The 12,542-nt window shown below is 63.4% G+C and carries 12 protein-coding genes; 9 read left to right on the forward strand and 3 right to left on the reverse strand.

Going from position 1 to position 12,542, the window contains the following annotated elements; translation table 11 throughout:
• Nucleotides 1-4: 4 nt before the first annotated feature.
• Genes ATE71_RS07955 through ATE71_RS07965 form a run of 3 tightly spaced genes read right to left on the reverse strand, consistent with a single transcriptional unit; the run spans nt 5 to nt 5,723 of the window.
• The gene (locus tag ATE71_RS07955) at nt 5-1,405 is read right to left on the reverse strand and encodes an efflux transporter outer membrane subunit (RefSeq protein WP_082665138.1); all 1,401 of its coding nucleotides are present in this window, start codon (nt 1,403-1,405) and stop codon (nt 5-7) included.
• Nucleotides 1,398-4,562: an efflux RND transporter permease subunit gene (locus tag ATE71_RS07960; protein WP_058802930.1), complete on the reverse strand. Its 3,165-nt coding sequence runs from the start codon at nt 4,560-4,562 to the stop codon at nt 1,398-1,400. The genes ATE71_RS07955 and ATE71_RS07960 overlap by 8 nt, the downstream gene beginning before the upstream one ends.
• A 6-nt stretch (nt 4,563-4,568) precedes the next feature.
• On the reverse strand, nt 4,569-5,723 hold the full coding sequence (locus tag ATE71_RS07965) for an efflux RND transporter periplasmic adaptor subunit (protein ID WP_058802931.1): 1,155 nt from the start codon (nt 5,721-5,723) through the stop codon (nt 4,569-4,571).
• A 116-nt stretch (nt 5,724-5,839) separates the two neighbouring features.
• Here ATE71_RS07965 and ATE71_RS07970 point away from each other — a divergent pair, with 116 nt between their 5' ends.
• From ATE71_RS07970 to ATE71_RS08005, 9 genes are all read left to right on the forward strand, one after another.
• On the forward strand, nt 5,840-6,469 hold the full coding sequence (locus ATE71_RS07970) for a TetR/AcrR family transcriptional regulator (RefSeq protein WP_058802932.1): 630 nt from the start codon (nt 5,840-5,842) through the stop codon (nt 6,467-6,469).
• A gap of 183 nt (nt 6,470-6,652) precedes the next feature.
• Nucleotides 6,653-7,933 carry an MFS transporter gene (locus tag ATE71_RS07975; protein WP_058802933.1) on the forward strand — a complete coding sequence of 427 codons (1,281 nt, stop codon included), beginning with the start codon at nt 6,653-6,655 and terminating at the stop codon, nt 7,931-7,933.
• A 159-nt stretch (nt 7,934-8,092) separates the two neighbouring features.
• Nucleotides 8,093-8,290, forward strand: coding sequence for a preprotein translocase subunit SecE (secE, locus tag ATE71_RS07980; RefSeq protein ID WP_058802934.1), 198 nt, complete (start codon nt 8,093-8,095; stop codon nt 8,288-8,290).
• Nucleotides 8,291-8,324: 34 nt separating this feature from the next.
• On the forward strand, nt 8,325-8,861 hold the full coding sequence (nusG, locus tag ATE71_RS07985; protein WP_058802935.1) for a transcription termination/antitermination protein NusG: 537 nt from the start codon (nt 8,325-8,327) through the stop codon (nt 8,859-8,861).
• A gap of 48 nt (nt 8,862-8,909) precedes the next feature.
• Entirely contained in the window at nt 8,910-9,848 is a 939-nt protein-coding gene (locus ATE71_RS07990) for an acyl-CoA thioesterase (protein ID WP_082665140.1), read from the forward strand.
• 153 nt (nt 9,849-10,001) lie between these two features.
• On the forward strand, nt 10,002-10,433 hold the full coding sequence (rplK, locus tag ATE71_RS07995; RefSeq protein ID WP_058802936.1) for a 50S ribosomal protein L11: 432 nt from the start codon (nt 10,002-10,004) through the stop codon (nt 10,431-10,433).
• A gap of 4 nt (nt 10,434-10,437) precedes the next feature.
• Nucleotides 10,438-11,136: a 50S ribosomal protein L1 gene (rplA, locus tag ATE71_RS08000; protein ID WP_058802937.1), complete on the forward strand. Its 699-nt coding sequence runs from the start codon at nt 10,438-10,440 to the stop codon at nt 11,134-11,136.
• A gap of 137 nt (nt 11,137-11,273) precedes the next feature.
• Complete coding sequence (locus ATE71_RS23035; RefSeq protein ID WP_268801415.1) at nt 11,274-11,396, forward strand: hypothetical protein; 123 nt, start codon at nt 11,274-11,276, stop codon at nt 11,394-11,396.
• Between the two features lie 147 nt (nt 11,397-11,543).
• Nucleotides 11,544-12,467: a hypothetical protein gene (locus tag ATE71_RS08005; RefSeq protein ID WP_152998689.1), complete on the forward strand. Its 924-nt coding sequence runs from the start codon at nt 11,544-11,546 to the stop codon at nt 12,465-12,467.
• Nucleotides 12,468-12,542: the final 75 nt, after the last annotated feature.

Raw genomic sequence — 12,542 nt, forward strand, 5'->3', positions numbered from 1 at the left:
GCGATCAGCGGCGCTCGACCAGCCCGCCGCCGAGCGCGACATAGAGCGTCACCAGATTGTCGACCTGCGCCCGGCGGAGTTCGATCAGCGTCTGTTCCGACGCGAACAGATTGCGTTCGGCGTCGAGTACTTCGAGATAGGTCGAGACCCCCTCGCGATACCGTTTGCGCGCAAGGTCGGCGATGCGGCGCGTCGCTTCGGTCCCGCGCTCCTGCGCCTCGACCTGCTCGGCAAGATAACGGCGCCCGGCAAGCGCGTCGGCGACTTCGCGGAACGCGCCCTGCACGGTGCGTTCATAAGTTGCGACCGCAATATTCTCGCGCGCCTCGGCGACGGTCAGATTGCCCTTGTTGCGCCCGAAATCGAAGATCGGCAGCCTGATCGACGGACCGAAGCTCCAGCCGAAACCGTCGTCGCTGAACAGATTGTCGAGCGACCCCGACGCGAACCCAAGATTGCCGGTCAGCGAAATCGACGGGAAAAAGGCGGCGCGCGCCGCACCGACATTGGCGCGGGCAGCGCGCAGCCGTTCTTCGGCCGCGACGATGTCGGGACGCGCGACGAGCAGGTCCGACGGCAGGCCTGCGGTCAGCGTCGGCGACTGTCCCTGAGCGACGAGCGGCAGCGGCGCGGGCAGGGGGCCCGTCACCGGGCCACCGGTCAGCACGGCGAGGAAATTGTCGGCCTGCGCCTTGCCGAGCTTCAGGCTGGCAAGCTGCGTCTCGGCCTGCGTCAGCAATGTTTCGGACTGGCGATAATCGAGCGCCGAGGTCACGCCGGCGTCGAGGCGGCGCTTGGCAATGCGCAGCCCTTCCTTGCGGCTCGTCACCGTCGCTTCGGCGAGCTCGATCTGCTCCTCGGCGCCGCGCGACGAGAAATAGGTCGAGGCGACGTCGCGAACGAGCGCCAGGCGAAACGCGCGTTCGGCCGCCTCGGTCGCAAGATACTGGCTGCGCGCCGCCTCGGACAGATTCTTGACCCGCCCCCAGAAATCGAGCTCGAACGAGGTCACGCCGACACCCACCGAATAGCGGTTCGTCGTGTCGGTGCCCGGGCCGGTCAGCGAGGGCCCGCGCGTCCGTGTCGCGTCGGCGCTCGCGCCGACGGTCGGCAGGCGGTCGGCGCCCTGGATGCGATAGAGGCCGCGCGCTTCCTCGATCTGCGCGACCGCGACGGCGAGGTCGCGGTTGCGCGCGATCGCCTGTTCGACCAGCACCTCAAGCTGCGGGTCGGCGAAGAAGTCGCGCCATGCGACGTCGGTCGCCCGCTGCCCCAGCGTTATGTCGCCCGCGAATTCGGCCGGATAGTCGGCGGCGGTCGAGAGCGGCGGACGCTCGTGCTTGGGCGCCATATTGACGCATCCGGCAAGCGTCGTCGCCGCGAGCAGCGCGATCAGGTTACGCATGGCCGGGTTCCTCATGATGGCCTTTCTCGGTAGGGGCAGGGGGGCGCTTGCGGCTGAGCCATTTGCGCACCGACAGATAGAAGAGCGGGATGAAGAAGATGCCGAGCAACGTCGCGGCGATCATCCCGCCCATCACGCCCGAACCGACCGCGATGCGGCTGGCCGCGCCCGCGCCGCTCGCGATAACCAGCGGTACCATGCCGAGGATGAAGGCGAGGCTGGTCATGATGATCGGACGCAGGCGCAACTTGACCGCTTCCATCACCGCGTCGAGCGTCGACTTGCCCTCGGCCTCCTGCTCGATCGCGAATTCGACGATCAGGATCGCATTCTTCGCCGCCAGCCCGATGATCGTGATCAACCCGACGTTGAAATAAATGTCCGCCGAAAGCCCGCGCAACATCGAGAACAGCACCGCGCCGAGCACGCCCAAGGGCACAACGAGCAGCACCGAGACCGGCACCGACCAGCTTTCGTAAAGCGCTGCGAGCAGCAGGAAGACGACCACGAGGGACAGGCCGAGCAGCATGCCGATCTGGCCCGCCGACTGTTTTTCTTCGTACGAAATGCCCGTCCATTCATAGGCGAAACCTGCGGGCAACTGCGACGCGAGCCGCTCCATCTCGGCCATCGCCTCGCCGGTCGACTGGCCCGGCGCGGGTTCGCCCGAAATCGTCATCGCGGGATAGCCGTTATAACGCTGGAGCTGCGGGGCTTCGGCCGACCATTCGGCCTTGCTGAACGATCCGAAGGGCACCATGTCGCCGTTCGCGCTGCGCACGCGCAGGTCGAGCACGTCCTGTGGGGTCATGCGGCTCGCTGCATCGGCCTGGAGCAGCACGCGCAGCACCCGGCCCTCGCGGGTGAAATCGTTGGCATAGGCGCTGCCGAAGCTGATCGCGAGCGTCGCGTTGACGTCGCCGATCGACAGGCCAAGCGCGCGCGCCTGGATGCGGTCGATATCGACCTTCAGCACGGGCGCATCCTCCTGTCCCTCGGGGCGGACATTGGCGAGCAGCTTGCTCTGCATCGCACCGCCGAGCATCTGGTTGCGCGCAGCGACCAGCGCTTCGCGGCTATTGCCGCCGCGATCCTGCAGCTTGAACGTAAAGCCGCTCGACGTGCCGAGTTCGGGAATCGACGGCGGGCTCAGCGAGAAGGCGAACGCCTCCTTGATCCCCATGAAGGTGCCCATCGCTTTGCCGGCGATCGCATCGGCGCTGTCGCCATCGCCCGTGCGTTCGTCCCAGGGTTTGAGCGGCGTGAACATGATCGCGTTCGCCTGACCCTGTCCAAAGAAGCTGAAGCCGTTGACCGACACGACATTGGCGACCTGCGGCTGTTCGGCGAAGAAGGCCTTGACCTGCTTCGTCGCCTCGTTGGTGCGCTGCGTCGTCGCGCCTGGCGGCGCCTGGATGACGGTGATCAGATAGCCTTGGTCTTCCTGCGGCAGGAACGATCCCGGCAGGCGGAAGAACAACAAGGCCGTCACCGCGACCATCGCGACGAACACGCCGAGCCAGCGCAGCGGAGCCGCCAGCATTTTGCCGACGCCGCCCTGGTACCGGTCGGTCGTGCGGCCGAACCAATCGTTGAAGCGGCCGAAGAAGCGGTCGAAGAAGGCGCCAATCCGGCCCTTGCGCTCGCTATTGTCGTGCGGCTTCAAAAGCGTCGCGCAAAGCGCCGGGGTCAGCGTGAGCGCGAGCAGCGCCGAAAAGGCGATCGAGATCGCGAGCGTCATCGAAAATTGGCGATAGATACCGCCGGTCGATCCGGGAAAGAACGCCATCGGGATAAATACCGCGATCAGCACCAGCGTGATGCCGATGATCGCCGAAGTGATCTGCCCCATGGCCTTCACCGTTGCCTCATAGGGCGACAGATGTTCCTCGTTCATGATGCGCTCGACATTCTCGATCACGACGATCGCGTCGTCGACGAGGATGCCGATCGCGAGTACCATGCCGAACAAGGTCAGCACGTTGATCGAGAAACCGAACATCCACAGGCCGAGGCACGCGCCCGCGAGCGCGATCGGCACGACGACCGTCGGGATCACCGTCGCGCGCCAGTTCTGGAGGAACAGGAACATGACGAGGAAGACGAGCAGCATCGCCTCGCCCAGCGTTTTCACCACTTCCTCGATCGACAGGCTGATGAAGGGCGTAGTGTCATAGGGAATCGACCAGGTGATGTCGGGCGGAAAGCCCTTCGACAACTCGGTCATCCGCGCGCGAATGCCCTCGGCGGTGGATAGCGCGTTGGCCCCCGGGGTCAGCTGGACCGCGAGCCCCGCCATCGGCTTGCCGTTGAGTTCGGATGAAAAGAGATAGCTCGCCGCGCCCAGTTCGACCCGCCCGACGTCGCCCAGCGTCACCGCCGACCCGTCGGGATTGGCGCGCAGGATGATGCTTTCGAACTGCTCGGGCTTGGTGAAGCGGCCCTGCGTCGTGATGACGGCGTTGAGTTGCGCTCCCTTGGCGATCGGCTGGTCGCCGAGCTGGCCGCCTGGCGTCTGGCTGTTCTGCTCCTGCACCGCGCCCAGCGCTTCGGCGGCGGAGAGATTATAGGAGGCGAGCTTCTGCGGATCGAGCCAGATGCGCATCGCATATTCGGGGGCGAACGCCTGGACGTTGCCGACGCCGTTCACGCGGCGGAGCTCGTCGAGCACGCGCGTGTTGGCGAAATTGTTGACTTCCATCGGGTCGGTATTGCCGCTCTTCGACGTGATCGCGACGATCAAAAGGAAGCCTGAATTGGCCTCGGTGACCGAAATGCCCTGGCGGCGCACATCTTCCGGCAGACGCTGCTCGACGCGGCGCAGGCGGTTCTGCACCTCCATCTGGGCATTGTCGATGTCAGTTCCCGCCTCGAAGGTCAGGGTGATCGATGCGGTGCCGTTCGATTCACTGGTCGAGGCCATGTAGAGGAAGCCCTCGACCCCGTTCAGTTCCTGCTCGATGACCTGCGTAACATTTTGTTCGAGCGTGCTGGCGTCGGCGCCCGGATAGGTGACGCCGATCGTCAGCGACGGCGGTGCGACCGACGGATATTGCTCTACGGGCAGGCTGCGCAGCGCGATGATCCCGGCGAGGAGGATGCCAATGGCGATGACCCAAGAAAAGATGGGCCGGTCGATGAAGAAGCGGGGGGTCATATCGGATCAGCGCTTTGCTGCGGGGGTCGCGGCGGTTCCCTTGGGCTGCGCGACGCGCACAGGCTGGCCGGGCTGCACCTTTTGCAATCCATCGACGATCACGCGGTCACCGGGTTTCAGCCCGTCGAGGATCGCCCATTGGCCCGCGACCATCGTACCGAGTTTGACCGGGCGCGGGGTTGCGACATTCTTGGCGTCGAGCACCATCACGCTCGCATTGTCGGCTGCCAGCTTGACCGCGCGTTGCGGGACCAGCACGCCGTCGGCGCGGTTGCCGGCAAAAATGCGCGCGCGCACGAACTGGCCGGGCAAGAGCGCCGAATTGGGGTTCGGGAATTCGGCGCGCAGCGCCGCAGTACCCGTCGCCTCGTCGATCGACAGGTCGAGGAAGTCGAGATGGCCGATGACCGGAAAAGCGGTGCCGTCCTCGAGGATCAGCTGGACTTCGACGCGTTCGAGCTGCGGCGCGCTGACCTTGCCCGATCCCATGTCGCGGCGGGTGGCGAGCAGGTCCGAACTCGACTGGCCGAAATTGACGTAGACGCGGTCGATCTGCTCGATGGTGGTGAGCAGCGTGCCTTGCCCGGCGCTGACCAGCGCGCCTTCGGTGACCTCGGCGCGGCGGGCGCGGCCCGAAATCGGCGCCGTGACCGACGCATAGCCGAGGTTGAGGCGCGCCGATTCCAGGTTCGCCTGCGCTTGCTGCACATCGGCCTCGGCGGTGCGCTGTGCGGCCACTGCAGCGTCATATTCCTGTTTGCCGATCGCCTGGTCGGCGAGCAGCGGCTGATAGCGGCCGACGACCTGCCGCGCATTGGCGGCGGTCGCTTGGGCCCGCGCGAGCTGCGCACGCGCGGCATTGGCGGTGGCGATCAGCTCGCGCGGATCGATCCGGAACAGCGGGGTCCCGGCGCGAACGAAGCTGCCTTCATCGAACAGGCGGCGCTCGACGATGCCGTTGACGCGGGCGCGGACTTCGGACGTGCGATAGGCCTGCACGCGTCCGGGCAGTTCGATCACGTTCGGGATGGTCTGCGTCCGGATCGTGACGATGTTCACCTCGGGCGGCGGCGGCGCGGGTGGCGCTTCCGACGAGCAGGAAGCCAGCAAAAGGGCCAGCGCGGCGCCGGCGGCGCAGCCGAGAGGACGATAGCGACTCATAAGGACCCCTGAAAAATCGCAGTTGTGCGGGAGTTGTATATACGCAAAAGCTTGCGCTGAGGCGCCGTGTAATTTAAATTACAGAAAAGAGCAAGAGAGAGGGTCCAAAATTGGTCATGCCGGAATCGGATATATGTCAAATAGATAGGCTGTCGCCGCGCGCACGGCGGCAAAGCGCGATCCTCGACGCGGCGGAGTCGCTGTTTCTCGAACAGGGCTATGAACGCACCAGCCTCGCCGAAATCGTCAAGCGGTCCGGAGGCTCGCTCGCCACGCTCTACGAATTGTTCGGTAACAAGCAGGGGCTGCTCCGTGCGATCGCGACGCGTTGGTGCGACGAAGCGATGCTCCGGTCGCTCGACGACGACGCGACGAAAGGATTGTCCAGCGTCGAAATCCTGAAACGCTACGCGCATCGCCAGAAAGAGCTGATGGAATCGCCGCACGCCGTGGCGCTGATGCGGATGCTGATATCCGAAAGTTTACGCGACCATGAATTCGCAATGCAAATCTACCTCGACCTCCACGTGCCCGCGCTGGAGGAATTGATCGATCTGTTCGCCGAATGGGCGGCCACCGGAAAGGCCGCGATCGACCGCCCCGACGCCGCCGCGCGCCTGTTTTTCGATATCGTCGTCGGCGACTCGATGCTGAATACGTTGATGGGGATCGAGGTCGAATGGCTGGACGCCGAACAGATCGACTGGCGGCTCCAGCCGTTCCTTTCGCATTTCCAGATTCGGTAGGTGATTAAAATCATGCGCCGCTCGTTGGAAACGCGCCAGCATCTGCACACCATCAGCCTGTTGACATAACTGTAAATAGCTGAAAACTTGCGGCCTCCGTTTCGAGAGTGTCGCATCCTGGCCAGCACCGCCCTGCCATCGGCCGCCCCGGCCGGCGAAACATCCGCCCTGCGTGCGCGGACGGTGGCCGCCTATGCCGCGACCGCGGGGCCGACGGTGATCCTCGGCCTGCCGTTCAGCGTCTACCTGCCGCCCTATATCGCGGCGGGCGGGACGATTCCGGTGGCGCTCGTCGGGCTGCTCTTTTCGCTGACGACGATATGGGACGGGGTCGTCGATCCGCTGATCGGTACGATGGTCGACCGCGTGCGAACGGGCCTCGGCGCTCACCGGCGCTGGATGCTGCTGGCGCTGCTTCCCTTGTCGCTGCTGCTATTCGCGCTGGTGACGGTCGGCGACCGGCTACCGTTTGCCGCGCTCTTTCTGATGATGGTGCTCTTCTATTCGAGCTACAGCCTTTACGAGGTCGCGCAGCTGTCATGGGGGTCGGCGCTCGTGCGATCCCCCGCGGATAGTGCGCTTCTCTATGGCATGCGCGACTGGTTTGCGAAGATCGCGCTGATCCTTGCGTTTGCGGCGCCGGCGGCGGCGCAACTGCTGTTCCCGGGCGTGGGATTGCAGGGGCGGATCATGGCCTATGCCAGCCTATTCCTGCTGATGGTGCCCATCGCGCTGGTCGCGATCCGCCGCGTCCCGCCGCGTGCGGTTGTCGCCGAACACGGCATCGGCTGGCGGCATGAAATCCGCGTGTCGCTGTCCTTTCCGCCGCTGATGCTGTTGCTCGGCGTCCAGTTCCTCAACAGCTTCGCCTTCGGATCGCTCACTTCGCTGTTCATATTCTTTGCCGCGGCGGTGCTCGATCTCGACGGGCAGAGCGCGGTGCTGCTCTTTGCGAGCTTCGTCGGCGGGGCGTTGGCGTCGCCGGTCTGGACGCTGCTGGCGCGCCGGTTCGGAAAGCCGCCGATGATGATCGGGATGGGTCTGCTGATTTCCGGGCTGCTGGTCGCGACACTCGCGCAGGAACCGCGCGGACTGGGGCAGGCGGCGGGCTTTTCGCTCGCACTGGGCACCGGTTTCGTCGGCTTGCTCTTCACCTATTCGATGCTCGCCGACCTGATCCCGCGCGATGCCGAACGGTGCGGGCGCGGTCGTTCGGCCTTTCTCTTCGCGCTGCTCAACCTGATGCAAAAGTTCGGCGTCGCCGCCGCGATCGCCGTCAGCTATGCCGCGCTCGACCTCGTCGGATTCGATCCGCAAAACGGGAAGGCCGCGGCGCGCGAACTGCACCTGCTCTTCGCCCTCCTGCCGACGTCGAGCTGGATCGTGATGACCGGCCTGCTGCTCTTGATGCAGCGCGAAATCGGTCGGACGGCCGCTCTTGCAATCGCCGCGCCGCGCAAGTAAAGGCCGCTTTCATTCGGACAGATGCGCCGTTTTCCTTCCGCCCTTCGCCGACATGCTCGGGAAGGGTGGGCGGACTATTGCCCGAAACGCGCTTGACGCGTGGGGGACGGCAACCCATCTGGCCTGGATTATAGACGCTATAAGGACAGGACGATCGATATGGCGAAGACCAGCCCCGGGCAGTTCATCAATCAGGTGAAGGACGAAGCCCGCAAGATCGTGTGGCCCACCAGCCGCGAAACGGTGCAGACGACGATCATGGTGCTGATCATGACGACGATCCTTTCGCTGTTCTTCTTTGGCGTCGACACGGTTTTCAACGCGATCGTCAGCTGGCTGACGTCGCTCGCGCGCTAACGCCCGCGGCTCTACGAACAGGATACGGACACATATGGCGCGCTGGTACATCATTCACGCCTATTCGGGTTTCGAGAACAAGGTCCGCGATTCGGTACTTGCCGAAGCCGAACGCATGGGCTTGACCGACTTTGTCGAAGCCGTCGAAGTGCCGGTCGAGACCGTCACCGAGGTGAAGCGCGGCAAGAAGGTCCAGGCCGAACGCAAATTTTTCCCCGGCTATGTCCTCGCCAAGCTGACGATGACCGACGACGTCTATCACCTTGTCAAGAACACGCCGAAGGTAACGGGTTTCCTCGGCTCGATGGGCAAGCCGCAGGCGATCAGCGAAGCCGAAGCCGCGCGCATCCTGAACAGCAAGGAAGAGGCTGCGGCGCGTCCGAAGACCGAAATCCGCGTCGATTACGAAATCGGCGACCAGGTCAAGGTGCTCGACGGTCCCTTCGCCAGCTTCAACGGGCTGGTCGAGGAACTCGATTTCGAAAAGGCGCGCGTCAAGGTGTCGGTGTCGATCTTCGGTCGCGCTACCCCGGTCGAACTCGACTTCGAACAGGTCGAACGCTTCAAATAACATCGCGACGCGCCTTTGCGGGCGCGTCCCAGCCGGCGGATCGAACCTATGAGCCTCACTCCCGAAGAGATGCAGGCCCGTCTCGACCGTGTGCGCGAAATCCAGGCGAGCTTTTCACCCGAAAAGGTCGTGCGTGGGGTGACCCGGCTGTTCGAACTCGACCCGGTGCCGGGGCTCGAAGACGAATTCACTTTCCCGGCGTTCGACAAGCCCACCCGCCAGCGTATCTTCGGTGGACAGGTGATCGCGCAGGCGCTTGCCGCCGCCGCGCGTACCGTCGATGCGGGCAAGCCGGCGCACTCGCTCCACGCCTATTTCCTGCGCGGCGGAGACGAAGCGAAGCCGCTCCATTTCCGCGTTCATCGCGACTTTGACGGGCGCAGCTTCGCCAACCGCCGCGTCGTCGTGCGCCAGGACGGCAAGGTGATCTTCAACCTCACTGCATCCTTCCACGCGCCTGAGCCCGGCGCCGCGCATCAGGCGCCGATGCCCGACGTGCTGCCGCCCGAGGAATGCGCCGAACTCGTCGAAAATCTGGCGGCCGACCCGAATGTCAGCGATGCGCAGCTTGAACGGATGGCGCGGCTGCGGCCGTTCGAGACGCGCAATTTTCGTCCGTCGTCGACCGAACGCGGCACGACCCATTATCAATGGTACCGGCTTGCGGCGCCGATCGGCGACGATCCGCTGCTCCACCGCGCCTTCCTTGCCTATGTGTCGGACATGGGACTCCTGTCCTCGTCGCTGCTGCCGCATGGCTTTACCTGGTCGACGCCGGGGCTGTTTTCGACCAGTCTCGACCATGCGATGTGGTTTCACGGCGACATCCGCGTCGACGACTGGTTCGTCTATGTGATGGACAGCGACTGGACGGGCGGCAGCCGCGGGATCAACCGCGGGCTGATCTATCGCCGCGACGGGACGCTGATCGCCTCGGCGATGCAGGAAGGGCTGCTGCGCATCACGCCGCCCGCGCCCGGCGCATAAAGCTTGTTTTTGGCGGCGTTTGCGCTTATGCGCGCCGCTTCGCGTCAGACAAGGGCGTGATTCCGCGCGGGAGGAAGGGGTGATGCCCTTCTGTTGGACCGCTTATTTTGAGCCCCGGATACGTCCGGGGCGACAGAAAGAAAGGAGGCCATCATGGCCAAGAAGATCAGCGGCTACATCAAGCTGCAGGTGCCCGCTGGCACCGCCAACCCGTCGCCGCCGCTCGGGCCGGCGCTCGGTCAGCGCGGCGTCAACATCATGGAATTCTGCAAGGCGTTCAACGCCGCCACCGACGGCCTAGAAAAAGGCACGCCGACCCCGACCATCATCACGGTGTTCGCCGACAAGAGCTTTTCGTTCGTCACGAAAACGCCGCCGGCGACCTACCTGATCAAGAAGGCCGCGAACCTGAAGTCGGGTTCGAAGGAGCCGGGCAAGATCAGCGGCGGCAAGATCGCACGTTCGAAGCTGACCGAAATCGCCGAGATCAAGATGAAGGATCTCAACGCGAACGACCTCGAACAGGCAACCAAGATCATCGAAGGCAGCGCCCGCTCGATGGGCCTCGAAGTGACGGAGGGCTGACGCCATGGCAAAGCTGACCAAGAAGCAGAAGGCCCTCGAGGGCAAGGTTGATGCGCTGAAGCTGCACACCGTCGACGAAGCGCTGAAGACCGTTCGCGAACTGGCCTCGGCCAAGTTCGACGAAACGCTCGAAATCGCGATGAACCTGGGCGTCGATCCGCGCCACGCCGACCAGATGGTCCGCGGCGTCGTGACGCTCCCCGCCGGCACCGGCAAGGACGTCAAGGTTGCTGTGTTCGCGCGCGGCGACAATGCCGAAAAGGCGCTGGCCGCCGGCGCCGACAAGGTCGGTGCCGAAGACCTGATGGAAGACATGCTCGCGGGCAACCTCGACTATGGCCGCGTCATCGCGACGCCGGACATGATGGGCATCGTCGGCCGCCTCGGCAAGACGCTGGGCCCCAAGGGCCTGATGCCGAACCCGAAGCTGGGCACCGTGACCCCGAACGTCGCCGAAGCCGTGAAGGCCGCCAAGGGCGGTCAGATCGAGTTCCGCGTCGAAAAGGTCGGCATTATCCATGCCGGCCTCGGCAAGCTGTCGTTCGGCGAGGAAAAGCTCCGCCAGAACTTCGACGCCTTCGTCGATGCGATCGTCAAGGCCAAGCCGGCCGGTGCGAAGGGCAAATATGTCCGCAAGATCGCGCTGTCGTCGTCGATGGGTCCGGGCGTGAAGGTCGACACCGCCGACGTCGCCGGCGCCTGATCCAAACGCTGATGATTCAGGGAAGGGCCGGAGGAAACTCCGGCCCTTTTCTTATGCGTCGTTCGGAGCGGCGAACCGCATGGCTTTCTTCCATCGTCCCGAGGTCGAACCTGAATTCGAGGCGGCGAGATGGTCGTGTGATTGTCCCAAAGTTCAGCAAGGTCAGCGCCGCGCACCAGTCGGGAAGACGCGACCATGGCCGGTTGATCTGGCAATTCTTCATGCTCGAAAAATCGCTGGCAAAACTGTTCGGCATTTGAACTTCCGCGGCTGCTTAGGGGTGGTTTCCCGACGGTCAGCTCTGCCGCGTACCGTTTGGAAAACGGCCGTTTTTGATCATCCTTCCTTGAGCCTTTCGTAACCGTCATGAGATACTGACTTCCTTCAATCTCAGCGAAGGTGGCGGTGTGGTCTGGAGCAAATCTCAAGGGCGTATTATTCGCAAGATTGTCGTAGATCAGGCCCGCTGGGAATCGGATGAACTCTGGGAGGCTGTAGACTCTTTGTCGCAGTTCACTACGCTTGCTCATCAACAAGGCGGCTTGCGTCCTGATGAAATTCCGCCTGAAGTCCTTTGGAACAGCCAAGTTACATACTATTATGGGCAAGTCCGTCAGAACGGGCATTATCTCTATGTGAGCAACTCTGGATGGAAGGCCCCCAACATAGAGGCCTGTCGTGCTGGATTGGAGGCGTGCGGCGCATCAGAAATATTGCAAATCTACGATGAGCTTGAAGCACTCATTCCCCAAGTTGGATATGATATTTCGCAGTGGCGGTCACAATATGACGCTTTTCGCAAATCATCGCCGCTTCGCAAGGATTTCGACGCGCTCAACAATCGGCTGTATGCGATAGATCATGAGGATTTCCTCCGTCGTCGAATTGCATGGATCAGGTCGCTCCCTCATTTAGAGATTGTCCCGACCAGCGCCATGCAAGGTCGCCTAGATCAGTTGTTTTCGGCCAACCCGATGCGCGAAGCAAGGCGCGCGATCCTGCTGGAGGAGGAGCGGCAGCAAGCGGAGATTGTCAAACGCCAACAAAGCCAGCGTCTGGCAACCGTCGAGGCGAGGCTACGCGCAAACAAAGTCCTCACCAGCCTGCGCAGATTGTTTAAAAATGATCCTCACGAAGTGGGACACATTTACGAGATCATGGGCGACAATCAGATTGCATGGCCGATCGACGGCGATGCTTATGCTGGCTGGTATCTGGCTCTCGATACCGAAAAGGGCTGCGCTCTCATTTACGGGAATGATAAAGTTATAAGCGGGCCGAAGCCCTTGAGCGAGCCCATGCGAGCGTATTTTGCTGACTTAGCATCGTAAACCATCGCTTCCATCGAACATATGGCGCGTCCAAAAAACGCTGGTTTCCTCGACACATGCTACGAACAGGCCGTA

The organism is Sphingopyxis sp. H115 (assembly GCF_001468465.1).
GTDB lineage: Bacteria > Pseudomonadota > Alphaproteobacteria > Sphingomonadales > Sphingomonadaceae > Sphingopyxis.